This window comes from uncultured Phycicoccus sp. (assembly GCF_947495705.1).
Lineage (GTDB): Bacteria > Actinomycetota > Actinomycetes > Actinomycetales > Dermatophilaceae > Phycicoccus.
In genome coordinates this window covers 34,658-47,993 of sequence record NZ_CANLZR010000008.1, presented here as the reverse complement: position 1 = coordinate 47,993, position 13,336 = coordinate 34,658, and the positions used below count along the sequence as shown (strand labels likewise).

Below are 13,336 nucleotides of genomic sequence, written 5' to 3'. Positions count from 1 at the left end.
CGGTCGTGGACTCCGCGTCGACTGGCACCCCCGCGGCCAGGCCGTCGCGATGGAACCTCGTCACGGCCGCGCTCGCACTGGTCCTCACCGTCCTCGGCGCGTTCTGGATCGGGTTCGGCGGCGCGTACCTCGGGCGCGTCCTCGTCACCCAGCGGGGCGTCGTGAGTCTCACGCTGGCCCCGAGCCTGCCGTGGGCCGTGCTCGCCCTCCTCACCGCGCTGGGCCTCCTGCTCCTGACCTCCCCGCGGGGCTGGGTCGGACGCGTCGACCCGGTGGGGGTCTTCGGTGCGCTGTGGACCCTCGCCTGGCTCGTCGGCCTCTCCGCCGCAGGCTCGGTCTTCGCGCTTTCCGGGCCTCAGGCGCACTGCGTCTATGCCGGGTGCTGGCCGCGAGGCTGGCAGGAGCTGCTCGCCGGGGCCCCGCTCGTGGTTGCCGCCCTTCTCGTTCTGGGAATGGCCACGGCTGGGCGTCGGATGGCCCGCCCGGTGCGGGCGGTCCTACCCGCCGTCGTCTACCTCGCCCTGACCGTCGTGCAGGTCGCCGTGTGGGACAGCCTTTTCGTCCCGGTCCTCGACGGCCCCCCGCCGTTCACGTTCTGAGCCAGGAGGTCATCGTGAACCAGTCCCAGTCCCAGTCCCAGCGACCGTCGGTCACCACCGGTCGCCGCGTTGTCCTCGGCGGCGGCGTCGCCGGCATCGGCCTTCTGTTCGCCGGGCCGGTGGCCCAGGCAGCCCCGGCCGGCGGCGCTCTCGAGGTCACCCCCGTCGGTGGGACGTCGTGGGTCGCAACCGGCCCGAGCGCTCACGTCGAGGTGCCGGAAGTGCTCGGCGCCAGAGTGCGGGTCCGCAGCGGTCAGGTCGATGCCGGGTCGGTCGTCACGGTGTCTTGGGACCACCGCGTGTACGACTGGACGAGTCCCAGTCTGTGGGGGGACGACGGCTCACCGGTCGGGGTTCGCCTGATCGGCACGCTGGTCCGGGACGACACCGGATCCACTCGTGCCCGGGTGCGGGTCACCGGCCCGCTGGTCGCCGGCCGCTCCTACGTCCTGGCGCTCGGGGCCCGGCGGAGCCTCCGCTTCCCGGACGACGTCGTCACCGATCCGCTGCCGCTGGGTGTCGTCGTCGGCGACGGAGGAGACTCTGGCGCCCGCCGCACCATGTCCCCGACCGACACGTCCTCCGTGGCCCTGTGGGGCGCCACGGTCGGCGTCGGCTGGCGGCCCGTCCGGTGGGGCACCGGTTTCCACAGCTGGGTGCCCGAGCTCGTCACCGTGCGCGCGGTCGGGCCCGGCGCTGTGCCGGCAGGTAGCGTCGTCCAGGTCCGGCTCGACGCCCGCCTCGTCGACGCGATCGCGGCCGAGTCGAGCGACGGCTCGGTCCTGGCCAGGTCCCAACGGATCGGCGGCGGGCTGGTTGGCCTCCGCTGGCAGCTCGCGAGGGCTCTGCCGGCCCAGCAACGGGTCACCGCGCGCATCACGTCGAGCCCCGCCCGCCCCTCAGGGCCCCTCTACGGGCTGCAGGCGCCGATGGTCTCCTGCCACGCGGCCGGCCGGTCCACCGGACAACGGATCACCGGGTTGGAGTCGGCGAGCCGGCAGGACAGCGCAGCGGACCCGGCCAGCGCGGTGCTGTACGGCCTGGACCTCGCGGGAGCCGGGCGCGGCTGACCGGCCGGCCGTGGCACTCGCTCGGCCCCCGCACCCGGCCTGGGTCGGGGGCCCATCGCGTCCCCGGCTCAGGCCTGGTCGGTCGGTCGCAGCAGGACCTCGTTCACCGCGACGTGGTGCGGGGCCGTCAGGGCGTACATGACGGCGCTCGCCACGTCCCCGGCCTGCAGCTGGCGGTACGTCGCGACCCGGCTGTCGATGGCCTTCTTGCTCTCGTCATGGGTGATGTGGGTCCGCAGCGCGGTCTCGGTGGTCCCCGGCTCGATGACGATGACCCGCACCCCGAGCTCGGTCACCTCCTGCCGGATGCCCTCGCTGAAGCCGTTGACCGCGAACTTGCTCGCGTAGTACGCCGACGCGCCTCGCCCCACGGCGCGGGCGGCCATCGAGGACATCTGGACGACCGAGCCCTTCGACGCGACGAGGTGCGGCAGGGCGGCGTGGGTGAGGTACATCAGGCCCAGCACGTTGATCTCGATCATGGCCGTCCACTCGGCGGTGTCGGCCTCCAGGGCGGGCGCCAGGAGCATCATCCCCGCGCAGTTGGCGAGGATGTCGAGGCGGCCGTGCTCGGCGACGACCGCCTCGACCGCGGCTCGGCCGGCCGGCTCGTCCCGCACGTCGAGCTCGACGACCCCCACGGTCGCCCCACGCGCGGCGAGCTCCTCCCGGGCGCTGTCGAGCCCGGCGCGGTCGATGTCGGCGAGGACCACCGTCGCTCCCTGCGCGGCCATGGCCACGGCGCACGCCCGGCCGATCCCGGAGGCCGCCCCGGTCACGAAGGCCACCTTGTCGTCGAGCTCACCAGTCACGTCCTGCACACACCCTTCGGTCGGTTCTCGGTCGCGAAGACCGTAGCCGCGCCCGGGGAGGCCGGGGCGGATGGGCACTATGCGTTCGGCCGGCGAGCTATGCAGGCCCGGGCGCAGCGCTCACGCGGCCCAGCGGACCGGGAGCCCGTGCCCACCGACGGTGCTGAGGAGGCGCTCCTCGCCGCCGGGCCAGGTGCGGAGCCGGACCTCGAAGAGCCCGGCGGCGTCCGCCTCGAGCGAGAGCCGGGCCAGGGGGGCGGCGGCGGTCGCGCGGGCACCGTGGTGGGCCAGGAGGTCGTCCAGCTCGGCCCGGGTCCCCTCGTCGAAGTACGTCGTGACGACCGAGTGCGTCACGACCGTCGCGACCCCGGCGCCGTCCTCCCCGAGCCGGTCCGCGAGCCAGGTCAGCGCGTCGGCACGCTCGATCCGGGGGCGCGGGGTGGCGGCACGGAACACCTCGATCGCCGCCGCCAGACGCGCACGGCGGACGTCCTGGTCCGGCCACACGAAGGACAGCAGCGTGAGCCGGCCGTCCTCGGTGGTGACGTCCACCGGGTCGAGGTCGCAGCCCGCCCGCTCGGCCACCTGCGCGTCGGTCAGGGCCGGCGCGGGGCCGTCGAAGACCTCGTCGATCCGGACGGGGGCCTGCGGGTCACCCCAGGACCACGAGCCGGACCGGTAGTGATGGGCGTCCCACACGAGGTTGAGCCCGGCGCTGGTGCCGATCTCGAGCAGGCGGAGCGGTAGGCCCGTCCGGGCCGCGACGGTGGTGTACCCGCCGAGCAGGGCCGCCGAGCGCCCCACCTCGTTGGTCTGGGGCGGGCGCTGCACGAGCTCACGCAGCTCGTCGGTGTGCTCCGCGAGCACCGCCCGCAGGTCCTCCCACAGGGCGCCGTCCGGGGTGCCCCCGACCGACGGGTAGTGACGGGCCAAGACCGGGACGCGCCCCTCCAGGACCAGCCGGTGCACCGAGCCCAGGAGACGCAGGGCCGGGTAGGCCCCCTCGGGGCAGCCGGCGAGGTCCTGCAGCACCGACCAGGCCGGTCCGCCGGAGCGCACGTCCGCCGCGACGTCGTCCAGGAGCCCCGCGTACATCGGCGAGCCGAGGCGGTTGCACAGCCGCGCCTGGATGAGGCACAGGTGCGCCAGGTGGTCCTTCACGTGGGTCCCTCCGGTCGGGGTGGGCCGCCGCGGTCGCGCGGTGGACGTCGTCACTGTAGGGAGCCCTCGGACCCCGTTCCGAGGCGTCGCGTATGCCCGCCGCGCCGGGGTTATGCCGATGGCCCGGAGGCGGGGGAGGTGCCGGGTGGCGGCCTCTAGCGTGGCCGGACCAGTCCGACCCGAGGAGCGTCACCGTGCCTGCTACGTACGAGCCCGGCCGTGGTGCGTCGGCCCACCACGCCGCCGAGAACGTCCGCTGGCTGGCCGACCTCGTGGCCGACTCGGCGGACCCACCGACCGACCTGGTGGCGGGCCGCTTCGTGGACGCCTTCCTCGCCCGTCACGACCACGACGTGGCAGGGCTGCTCCGGGAGTGGCGCCGCGGCGGCCCGTTCGAGGTCGTCGGCGTCAGCGCCGCCCTCCACAAAGGGTGGGCCACACTCGAGCAGGAGGACGGGCAACGGCGGGTCCTCGCGCTGACGGTCGACACCACCGGCAAGATCCGCCGCGTCGTCGTCGAGGACGACTCCGACGAGCGGTCGCACCGGGGCTTCGCCGACATCGACGCCGCACTCGACGCCGTCGCCCCGGTCGAGAGCACCGCCTTCGTCGCGCGACGGGGGTCGGAGGGCTGGGTCCCCCTGTACACCCGGGAGGCCCAGCGGCCCATGCCTGGCGGGTCCGTCTTCAAGGTCTTCGTGCTCCTCGCCCTCGTGTGGGCGGTGGAGGACGGTACGGCGCGATGGTCCGACGAGCTGGTGACGGGCGTCGAGACGCGGAGCCTGCCCACGGGGGAGATGCAGGACCTCCCCGACGGTACCCGGGCCAGCGTCGCGCAGGTCGCCTACAACATGTACGCGCGCAGCGACAACACCGCCTCCGACCTGCTGATCCGCTACCTCGGGCGTCCCGCGGTCGAGACCGCCGTCGCCCGCGCGGGCCATGCCCGGCCCGAGCTGCTGCGGCCGTTCGTCACCACCCGCGAGCTCTTCGACATCGGGTGGGGCCATTCCGGCCCGTCCGCCGACCCGGACACCCTCGACGTCTGGGCGGCGGGGTCCGAGGCCGCCCGGCGTGCGCTGCTCGACGCGCACGAGCACCCGATCGACGTCGCGGTCGGCGACCTGACCCGGACCGCGCACCCGCAGGGCCTCGACTGGTGGATGTCGGCCGCCGACGTCGCCGCTGCGCTGGGGCTGCTCTGGGACGCGGGGTCGCGGGCCACGGACGGCCCGCTGGCGGAGATCCTGCGGGCCAACCCCGGCCTCGACATCGACCGAGGCGCCTGGCCGCGCTCGACCTTCAAGGGCGGCTCGTCGCCCGGTGCCGTGATGTTCGCCTGGCTCGTCGAGAGCCCCGACGGGGAGCAGTTCGCCGTCGTCCTCCAGCAGCGCTGCGCCGTCGTCGGGGTGCTGCGCGACGGGTTGCCCCTGCGGCGCCTCGGTGACGCCATCCTGCACGGCCTCCTGTCGTGACCACCCGTGACAAGGGGCTCGCGCTCGTCGTCGCCGTCATCTGGGGCCTGAACTTCCTCGCGGTGCGGCTCGCCCTCGACGCGTTCCCCCCGTTCTTCCTCGCGGCCCTGCGGTACCTCCTCGTCGCGGTCCCGGTCGTCCTCCTCGTCCCCCGGCCCCGGGTGCCGTGGCGCTGGCTGGTCGGCTACGGCCTGGGGTTCGGGGTGCTCCAGTTCGGGATGCTCTTCCTCGCCATCGACCTCGGCATGCCGACCGGACTCTCCTCGGTGGTGCTCCAGATGGGAGCCCCGATGGCGATCGCGCTCGGCGCCCTCCTTCTTCGCGAACGGCCCAGCCCGCACGGGGTCCTGGGGGCCGGTCTGGCGGTGGGCGGGCTGGGGCTCATCGGCTGGGAGCGCGCGGATGGCGGTGGCCCGTTCCTGCCGTTCGTCCTGACCCTGTTCGCGGCCCTCGGCTGGGCTCTCGGCAGCCTCTCGAGCCGGCTCGCCCAGCCGGACAGCGCGCTCCGCTTCGCGTTGTGGATGGCCGTGGTGCCGCCCGCCCCGCTCCTCGCGCTGTCGGCCGTCATGGAAGGGCCCGCTGCGGGCTGGGACGCGACGGTCCAGGCCGTGCGGACCGCCGCGGTGTCGCCACTGCTGGCGCTGGCCTACATCGTCGTCCTCGGCACCGTGGTGAGCGCCGCGCTGTGGAGCGCCCTGCTCAAGCGGTACCCCGCGGGTGTGGTCGCGCCGTTCTCGATGCTCGTTCCGGTCGTCGGCATGGCCGCCGCCTGGGCGGTGCTCGGGGAGCGTCCATCCCCCTGGTCCCTGGTCGGAGCGGCCGTCGTGCTCGTCGGGGTGGCGGTGGGGATGCGTCGACGGGCGCCGATGCCGGGACACCCCACGACAGGAAGAGATACCGGGTGCCCGGTACGGTTCGGGGCATGGGGCCCCTCGACTACGCCGTCACGATCGACCGAGCCCTCGTCCACCGGTGGAGCATCGCGGAGGTCTTCCTCACCGACCTGAGGTGCGCCGGGCCGGGCGATGTCCGGGCCGCCGCCCAGTGGCCGCGACAGCACCCGTACTTCGACGCGGGTGACGCCACCTACTGCCTCCTCATGGCCGCCGAGACGTTCCGGCAGACGACCATCGCCGCCCTCCACGACACCGGCCTTGCGGCGGACGGCGACCTGTTCGTCATGCGGCAGATGGGGTTCGCGTGGGTGGGCGAGCCGCCCGTGGTCCGTGATCGACCGCTCGACCTGTCGGTGTCCCTCGCGATGACCCCTGGAGCCCGGGCCGGCCGGTTCGACCTCCAGGTGAGGATCAGCGACGCCGGAGGGGACCTCGTCACCGGCTCCGGTGTCGTCGTCGTGCTGAGGCCCCCGGTGTATGCCGCGCTCCGCCGGGGGCGGACGGCGCCCGGCCACCGGGTCGATCCCGACGCGACCATCGCCTGCGCGGCCGTGGGGCGCACGCGCTCGCAGGACGTCGTCCTCACCGGGCCCCAGGCCGGCCCGTGGGGTCTGCGGGTGGACACCACGCACCCGACGTTGTTCGACCACCCGTCCGACCACGTCCCCGGCATGCTGCTGATGGAGGCGGCGCGGCAGGCCACGCTGCTCCGCGGTGGCGGGCGGCGGGTCGTCTCGATCGACGCCGACTTCGGCGCCTACCTCGAGCTCGACGCCTCCACCACGGTCGACGTCGAGCCGGGTGCGCGGGACGGGGCGTTCGTCGTCACCGTTCGACAGGGCGACACCGTGGGAGCCCGGCTCGTGGTCTCCGTCGACTCGTGACGGGGATCGCGGTGGCCGTGCTCGGGGCACGCGGCTTCATCGGGTCGGCCGTCGTGGCGGCGGCCCAGGCCGACCCGAGGGTGTCGACGGTCCGCCCGGTGTACCGCTCGGGGAGTGACTCCGGCCCCGATGTGGTGACGGCCGACGTCCGTGACCGTGACCGCCTCCGCAGCGCCCTCGACGGGGTCGACGTCGTCGTCAACGCCGCGCACGTCATCGGGTCCGGGCCCGACCTGGCGGTCAACGAGGTCGGCCCGGGGCTCGTCGCCGAGACGGCCCACGCGGGGGGCGCGCGCTGCCTCGAGATCGGCACCGCCGCGGTGTACGGCCGCGGGCCCCTGCGCGGCGGCGCCGAAGGCGACCTGACCCTCCACCCGGACTCGGCGCTGAGTGCGAGCCGTGCGGCGGGGGAGGCGCGGGCGCTCGATGCGGGCGCGGTCGTGCTGCGCCCGATGATCGTCGTGGGCCGCGGTGACCGGTGGGCGGTCCCCGCCGCCGCCGCCGCGGCGGCGGCCGACCCCCGGGAGCCCACCGCCCGGGTCAGCGCCATCGACGTCGACGAGCTCGCCCGGCTCGTCGTGTCGGTGGCCCTCGCACCGGACCTGCCGCCGGTCCTGCACGCGGCGCGTCCCCGGCCCACGCTGCTCGCCGACCTGCTCGGGGCCGCCGGGTACCGGACGCCGCCGGGCGCGGGGGTCGAGGCGCACGTGCGCGCGATGCTCCACACCGACCGCTGGGTCGACGCCGACCTCGCCTGGGCACTCGCCGGGTGGGAGCCCGAGGGGCCGCTCGTCGGGGCCGCCTCCCGTCGCTGGTACGGCTCGCCGGCGGGCTAGACGGGGTCGGAGACCGTCCTCCGTCGAGCCGGGGGCGGGCGGACGTCGACCCTCGTGGCCAGCTCGGGGCGCACGATCGCCGGGACGAAGAGGCGCCAGAAGTGCTCGACCCGCTCGGCGAGGTCCGCCCGCCGGCTCAGCGCGTCGCTCGTCAGCTGGAGTCCGGTGATCGCGGAGGTGATCACGTAGGCGCAGTCCGCGGGGCGCGTGGTGCGGGCGAGAGTGCCCGCGGCGCGGGCTCGCAGCAGGAGGGCCTCCACTGCCTGGATCCACGTCGAGTAGCCCCGGGCGACGACATCCGGGCCCGCGGCGCGGTCGATGGTCATCCGGATGCTCGCCCGCATGAGGGGGTCCGACAGCAGGGCGTCGACGAACGCGTAGGAGAGGTCGACGACCGCCTGGACCGGGGCGTTCCCGGGGGCCAGGTGGGCGCTGAGCCATTCGCCCTGCTCGGCGACGATCGCCTCGGCGACCGCCTCCTTCGACGCGAAGTGGAAGTAGAGAGCGCCCTTGGTGATCCCGCTCTCCTGCACCATCTCGGCGATCGTCGCTGCCTCGAAGCCCCGGCGGTCGATGACGACCGCGGCGCCCCGCAGGGCGTTGCGGCGCGTGTCGATGGCGCGTTGCTGCTGTGGCACTCCGGGCTCCTCCTGCGTCGGTCATGTCCGGCCTGTGACCTGCGCACTTACCCCGTGCGTAGCCCCGGTGAACCTTCAACCACCCACCATACGCGGCGGCGCCCGCGCGTTATGTCCCCTCCGGGGAGGTCATGCCAGGACGGCCCCGGAACCCCTGCCGGGCGGGCGGCGCGGGGCAGGCTGCGGGGGCAGCGAAAGGAGCGTGCCGTGACGAGCCCGACCCAGTGCCCGCACATCCCCTACCCGGCCCCGCGAGAGGACCCGCTCGACCCCCCGACCGCGCTCACCGACCTCGGCGGGGAGCCGGCCCGGGCCGTCCTCTGGGACGGGTCGGTCGCCTGGGTCGTCACCTCGCACGCCGTGACCCGGCGGCTCCTCAAGGACCGCAGGCTCTCCGCCAACACTGCCGCACCCGGGTTCCCGATGATGACCTCGGCGTCCCAGGTGCTCCGCAACGAGCCACGGTCCGCGTCGTTCATCCGGATGGACGAGCCCGACCACGGCCGGCTGCGCGCCATGCTCAGCCCCCGGTTCCGGCCGGTGGACGCCGAACGGATGCGCGACGTCGTCGGCGCTCTCGTCGACGAGCGGCTCGACGTCCTGGAGGGCCAGGACGAGGCCGACCTCGTGGCGGCCGTCGCGGCGCCCTTGCCGGCGGCGGTCATCGCCACGCTGCTCGGCATCGCCGACGAGGACCGGGAGTTCTTCGAGGACCGCAGTGCCCGCCTCATCGACCGCACCCGCACGATGGACGAGGTGCGTACCGCCCGCGAGGAGCTCGACGCCTTCCTCGACGCCGAGGTCGACAAGCGCATCGTGCGACCGACCGAGGACCTCATCTCCGCGGTCGTCCACGAACAGCTGCTGCCGGGCACGATCGAGCGGGCCGACGTCGTCCCGATGTGCCGGCTGGTCCTCGTCGCAGGTCACGGGACGACCGCCAGCCAGCTGGCGCTCAGCCTGATGTCGATGCTCGTCGACGCCCCGACGCGCGCCGCCGTCGCGGCGGGCGGGCCCGGTCTCGTCGCCGTCGTCGACGAGCTGCTCCGGTTCCACACCATCGTGCAGAACGGCCTGACCCGGGCTGCCGTCGAGGACGTCGACCTCGGTGACGTCACGATCCGCGCCGGCGAAGGCGTCGTCTTCGCGATCGGCGCGGCCAACCGCGACGCCGAGGCATTCGCAGACCCCCAGGACCTCGACCCGGGCCGGGACGCGCGGCGGCATCTCGCCTTCGGCCACGGCCCCCACCAGTGTCTCGGCCAGTGGCTCGCCAAGGTCGAGATCGAGGAGTGCCTGTCCCGGGTCGTCACCCGCTTCCCCGACGCCGCCCTGACCCAGCCCGTGCAGGCGCTGTCCTTCCGACACGCCGCGTCCAGCTACGGACTCGACGCGCTGCCCGTGCGGCTGCGCCGCGCCTGACCCCACCGACCGCGCCCGTCCGGACTCCGGCGGGCTCCCGTCCGCCGAAAGCGAGCCTCCATGTCCTACAACGCCGCCCTCACCGGGCCCGTCAACGCGTCCGACGTCGAGGGTGGCGTGTTGCGGTACGTCCGCACCGACGACTTCGACTCCCTGGACTTCGGGAACACGTACTACGGCTACTCGTGGAACTTCCTGCGGCTGCTCGGCCGGACGATGACGACGTTCGCCCCGGCGACCGGGGAGCGGGGGCGCGAGGTGGTCCCGGACCTCGCCGAAGGGCTCGGGCAGAGCGCGGACGGGGGCCGGACCTGGACCTATCGGCTCCGCCACGGGCTGCGCTTCGAGGACGGGAGTCCCGTCACCGCCCACGACGTCCGGTACGCGATCGAACGCAGCAACTACGGCCTGGACGTCCTCGGCGCCGGGCCGATGTACCTGCGCCACCTCCTCGAGGGGGAGTGGGACGGGCCCTACGCCGACCCGGACGGGCATGCGCCGGGCATCGAGGTCCCGGACGACCACACCATCGTGTTCCGCCTGCGGCGGCCCTTCGCGGCGTTCGACAAGGTGATGACCCTGCCGAGCTGCACCCCGGTGCCGCGCGACGCGGACACCGGCGCCGCCTACGGGCGGTCCCCGGTCGCCACCGGCCCCTACCGCGTCGAGTCCTACGAGCCCGGGACGCGGCTCCGTCTCTGCCCGAACCCGCACTGGGACCGGGCGACCGACCCGGTGCGGCGCCGGACGGCCGCCGCCGTCGAGGTCCTCCTCGGCCGTGGCCCGCTCGAGGTCGACGAGCTGCTGCTCGACGGCGAGGCCGAGATCGACCTCGCCGGCTTCGGGTTGCAGCCCGAGTCGGTGTCCCGCGTCCTGGACGACCCGCAGCGCCGCGACCTGCTCGACAACCCGCTCCAGGGCTTCACGTGGATCTACTGCCTCGTGAGCTCGGTGGCGCCGATGGGCAACGTGCACGCCCGCCGGGCCGTGCAGTACGCGACCGACAAGGCCGCGATGCAGGACGCCTACGGAGGGCGGCTGTGCGGCGACATCGCCACGACGGTGCTCCCGCCGACGATCGAGGGCTACGCCGACCACGACCGCTATCCGGTGGGCGTGGACGGCTCCGGGGACCTCGAGGCCGCTCGTCGCGAGCTGGCCCTCGCGGGGATGCCCGAGGGCTTCTCGACGAAGATCGCCGCGCGCACGGACCGTCGCAAGGAGTATCTGGCGGCCGAGGCACTGTCGCGGGGGCTCGCCCGGGTCGGCATCGACGCACCGGTCCAGGGGTTCACCTCCGGCGGCTACTTCGAGCACCAGGCGGGTAGCCCGGAGTTCCTGCGCGAGAACGGCATCGGCATCGTCATGTTCGGCTGGGGGGCGGACTTCCCGGACGGGTACGGGTTCTTCCAGCAGATCGTCGACGGGCGCGCCATCAAGCGCAAGGGCAACCAGAACATGGGCGAGCTCGACGACCCGGTCGTCAACGAGCTGCTCGACGTCGGTGCCGAGTGCGAGGACCCGCGGGAGCGGGAGCGCATCTGGCGGGACGTGGACCGGCTCGTCATGGACCACGCGGTCATCGTCCCCTACCTCTACCCCCGCTCGCTGCTCTACCGCGGCCCGCGCGCGACGAACGTCTACGTCGCGGGGAGCTTCGGCATGTACGACTACATGAGCTGCGGCGCCACCGTCTAGCGCCGTCCGTGGGGGGTCGTTATGTCGCTCCGACCGCGGCTATACGCACCCCCCGTCCTGCCATGGCGTCCCGGCCCGGGTCGGGAGACGGTTGCTCCCGACGCCACGAGATCGCCTGGCCTCACCCCCCGTTCCACAAGGAGACCCTGATGCACAAGACCGTTGCCGAGAAGGCCACCACCACGGCGGCCTCGGCCCTCCTCACCCGACTGCACGAGCACGGCGTCGAGCGCGTCTTCGGCATCGTCGGTCGCGAGGCTGCCGCCATCCTGTTCGACGAGACCCCCGGGATCGAGTTCGTCCTGACCCGCCACGAGTTCAGCGCGGGGGTCATGGCCGACGTCGTCGCGCGCATCACGAACCGTCCGCAGGCCTGCTTCGCCACCCTCGGCCCCGGGATGACCAACCTCTCGACCGGTGTCGCGACGTCCGCGCTCGATCGCAGCCCGGTCATCGCCATGGCCGCCCAGTCCGAGTCGCACGACCTCTTCCCCAACGTCACGCACCAGTGCCTCGACTCCGTCGGGATGATGGCGCCGCTCACCAAGTGGTGCGGGCAGCTCGAGCGCGGTGACGACATCACCGACCTCGTCGACAGCGCCGTGAGCGCCGCGATGGTCGAGCCCGTCGGCCCGAGCTTCATCAGCCTCCCGGTCGACCTCCTGGCCTCCGGCGTCTCCGACGAGCCCACCGAGGCTCCCGTGACCGGTGGCGTCCGGGGCCTGCAGGACCCCGACTGGGCCCGTGAGGCCGACGCCGCGCTGCGCCTGCTCAAGGAGGCGAAGCACCCGGTGCTCGTCGTCGGCACGGCGACCATCCGCGCCGAGGCCGTCGAGCAGCTGCGCGAGTTCGTCGAGAAGCACCAGATCCCGGTCATCACGACCTACGTCGCCAAGGGTGTGCTCCCGCAGGACCACCCGATGACCTACGGCGCAGTGAGCGGCTACATGGACGGGATCCTCGACTTCCCGGCCCTGGACACCCTCTTCGGCCCGGCCGACCTCATCATCGCGCTCGGCTACGACTACGCCGAGGACCTGCGCCCCTCGATGTGGCAGCACGGCGAGCCGGCCAAGGTCGTGCGTGTCTCGCCGACGGTCAACCCGATCCCGCGCGTCCTCACGCCGGACGTCGACATCATCGTCGACCCCCGGTCCTTCCTCCAGTACGCCCTCGACAACGCGGGCGAGCTGTCGAACACCCCGCACGACGTCGAGCCGCTGCGCGCCCGGGTCCGCGAGTTCCTCTCCGACCCAACCGAGTACGACGACGGGATGCGGGTCCACCAGGTGATGGACACGATGAACAGCGTCATCCAGGGCGAGGGAACGATCGTCAGCGACATCGGCTACTTCCGGCACTACGGCGTTCTCTTCGCCCGGGCCGACCAGCCGTACGGCTTCCTCACCAGCGCCGGGTGCTCGAGCTTCGGCTACGGCCTCCCGGCCGCCATGGGTGCCCAGATCGCCCGCCCCGAGCAGCCGGTGTTCCTCATCGCCGGTGACGGCGGGTTCCACTCCAACAGCGCGGACCTCGAGACCGTCGCCCGGCTGAACCTGCCGATCGTCATGGTCGTCGTCAACAACGACCGCAACGGCCTCATCGAGCTGTACCAGAACCTCGGCCACGGCAAGTCGCACGCCCCGGCCGTCGGCTTCAGCTCGGTCGACTTCGTCGCGCTCGCCAAGGCCAACGGCATCGACGGTGAGCACGCGAGCACCCGCGCCGACCTGGCCGCGGCGCTCCGCAAGGCGAAGGACGAGCGGCGCCCGTACCTCATCGAGGTCCCGATCGCCTACGACTTCGCCGCCGGCGGTGACTTCGGCGCCCTGGACGTGTGACCCC

The 13,336-nt window shown here is 73.7% G+C and carries 12 protein-coding genes; 9 read left to right on the top strand and 3 right to left on the bottom strand.

Going from position 1 to position 13,336, the window contains the following annotated elements; translation table 11 throughout:
• The first annotated feature begins 5 nt into the window (after positions 1–5).
• Together Q0963_RS12025 and Q0963_RS12020 are read left to right on the top strand one after the other, a co-directional pair.
• Positions 6–599, top strand: coding sequence for a hypothetical protein (locus Q0963_RS12025; protein ID WP_299446106.1), 594 nt, complete (start codon positions 6–8; stop codon positions 597–599).
• A gap of 14 nt (positions 600–613) precedes the next feature.
• Positions 614–1,669, top strand: a complete 1,056-nt coding sequence (locus Q0963_RS12020; RefSeq protein ID WP_299446104.1) for a hypothetical protein — start codon at positions 614–616, stop codon at positions 1,667–1,669.
• A gap of 68 nt (positions 1,670–1,737) precedes the next feature.
• Here the strand turns inward: Q0963_RS12020 and Q0963_RS12015 are convergent, their stop codons facing one another.
• Together Q0963_RS12015 and Q0963_RS12010 are read right to left on the bottom strand one after the other, a co-directional pair.
• The gene (locus Q0963_RS12015) at positions 1,738–2,490 is read right to left on the bottom strand and encodes an SDR family NAD(P)-dependent oxidoreductase (RefSeq protein WP_299446101.1); all 753 of its coding nucleotides are present in this window, start codon (positions 2,488–2,490) and stop codon (positions 1,738–1,740) included.
• A gap of 111 nt (positions 2,491–2,601) precedes the next feature.
• Entirely contained in the window at positions 2,602–3,642 is a 1,041-nt protein-coding gene (locus Q0963_RS12010; protein WP_299446098.1) for a DUF2332 domain-containing protein, read from the bottom strand.
• A gap of 194 nt (positions 3,643–3,836) precedes the next feature.
• Here Q0963_RS12010 and Q0963_RS12005 point away from each other — a divergent pair, with 194 nt between their 5' ends.
• From Q0963_RS12005 to Q0963_RS11990, 4 genes are read left to right on the top strand one after another with little or no spacing between them, the layout of a single operon-like run.
• A complete protein-coding gene (locus Q0963_RS12005; protein ID WP_299446096.1) occupies positions 3,837–5,117 on the top strand; it encodes a serine hydrolase in 1,281 nt (426 codons plus the stop codon).
• Positions 5,114–6,124 (top strand): EamA family transporter, encoded by a 1,011-nt coding sequence (locus Q0963_RS12000; RefSeq protein WP_299446094.1) that lies wholly within the window; start codon positions 5,114–5,116, stop codon positions 6,122–6,124. The genes Q0963_RS12005 and Q0963_RS12000 overlap by 4 nt, the downstream gene beginning before the upstream one ends.
• On the top strand, positions 6,040–6,897 hold the full coding sequence (locus Q0963_RS11995) for a ScbA/BarX family gamma-butyrolactone biosynthesis protein (RefSeq protein WP_299446091.1): 858 nt from the start codon (positions 6,040–6,042) through the stop codon (positions 6,895–6,897). Before Q0963_RS12000 ends, Q0963_RS11995 begins: the two co-directional genes overlap by 85 nt.
• Positions 6,894–7,733, top strand: coding sequence for an NAD(P)-dependent oxidoreductase (locus Q0963_RS11990; RefSeq protein ID WP_299446088.1), 840 nt, complete (start codon positions 6,894–6,896; stop codon positions 7,731–7,733). The genes Q0963_RS11995 and Q0963_RS11990 overlap by 4 nt, the downstream gene beginning before the upstream one ends.
• Here Q0963_RS11990 and Q0963_RS11985 read toward each other — a convergent pair.
• Positions 7,730–8,371, bottom strand: coding sequence for a ScbR family autoregulator-binding transcription factor (locus Q0963_RS11985; protein ID WP_299446085.1), 642 nt, complete (start codon positions 8,369–8,371; stop codon positions 7,730–7,732). The genes Q0963_RS11990 and Q0963_RS11985 overlap by 4 nt on opposite strands.
• Positions 8,372–8,578: 207 nt before the next feature.
• Between Q0963_RS11985 and Q0963_RS11980 the strand changes: the two genes are divergently transcribed.
• From Q0963_RS11980 to Q0963_RS11970, 3 genes are all read left to right on the top strand, one after another.
• Positions 8,579–9,793: a cytochrome P450 gene (locus Q0963_RS11980; protein ID WP_299446082.1), complete on the top strand. Its 1,215-nt coding sequence runs from the start codon at positions 8,579–8,581 to the stop codon at positions 9,791–9,793.
• Positions 9,794–9,853: 60 nt separating this feature from the next.
• A complete protein-coding gene (locus Q0963_RS11975) occupies positions 9,854–11,491 on the top strand; it encodes an ABC transporter substrate-binding protein (protein ID WP_299446079.1) in 1,638 nt (545 codons plus the stop codon).
• A 149-nt stretch (positions 11,492–11,640) separates the two neighbouring features.
• Positions 11,641–13,332 (top strand): thiamine pyrophosphate-binding protein, encoded by a 1,692-nt coding sequence (locus Q0963_RS11970; protein WP_299446076.1) that lies wholly within the window; start codon positions 11,641–11,643, stop codon positions 13,330–13,332.
• Positions 13,333–13,336 lie beyond the last annotated feature (4 nt).

Excerpts from the sequence above, each read along its gene's own strand:
- Q0963_RS11970 (WP_299446076.1), top strand. The coding sequence starts at position 11,641 with ATGCACAAGACCGTTGCCGAGAAGGCCACCACCACGGCGGCCTCGGCC.
- Q0963_RS11995 (WP_299446091.1), top strand. The coding sequence starts at position 6,040 with ATGGGGCCCCTCGACTACGCCGTCACGATCGACCGAGCCCTCGTCCAC.
- Q0963_RS11975 (WP_299446079.1), top strand. The coding sequence starts at position 9,854 with ATGTCCTACAACGCCGCCCTCACCGGGCCCGTCAACGCGTCCGACGTC.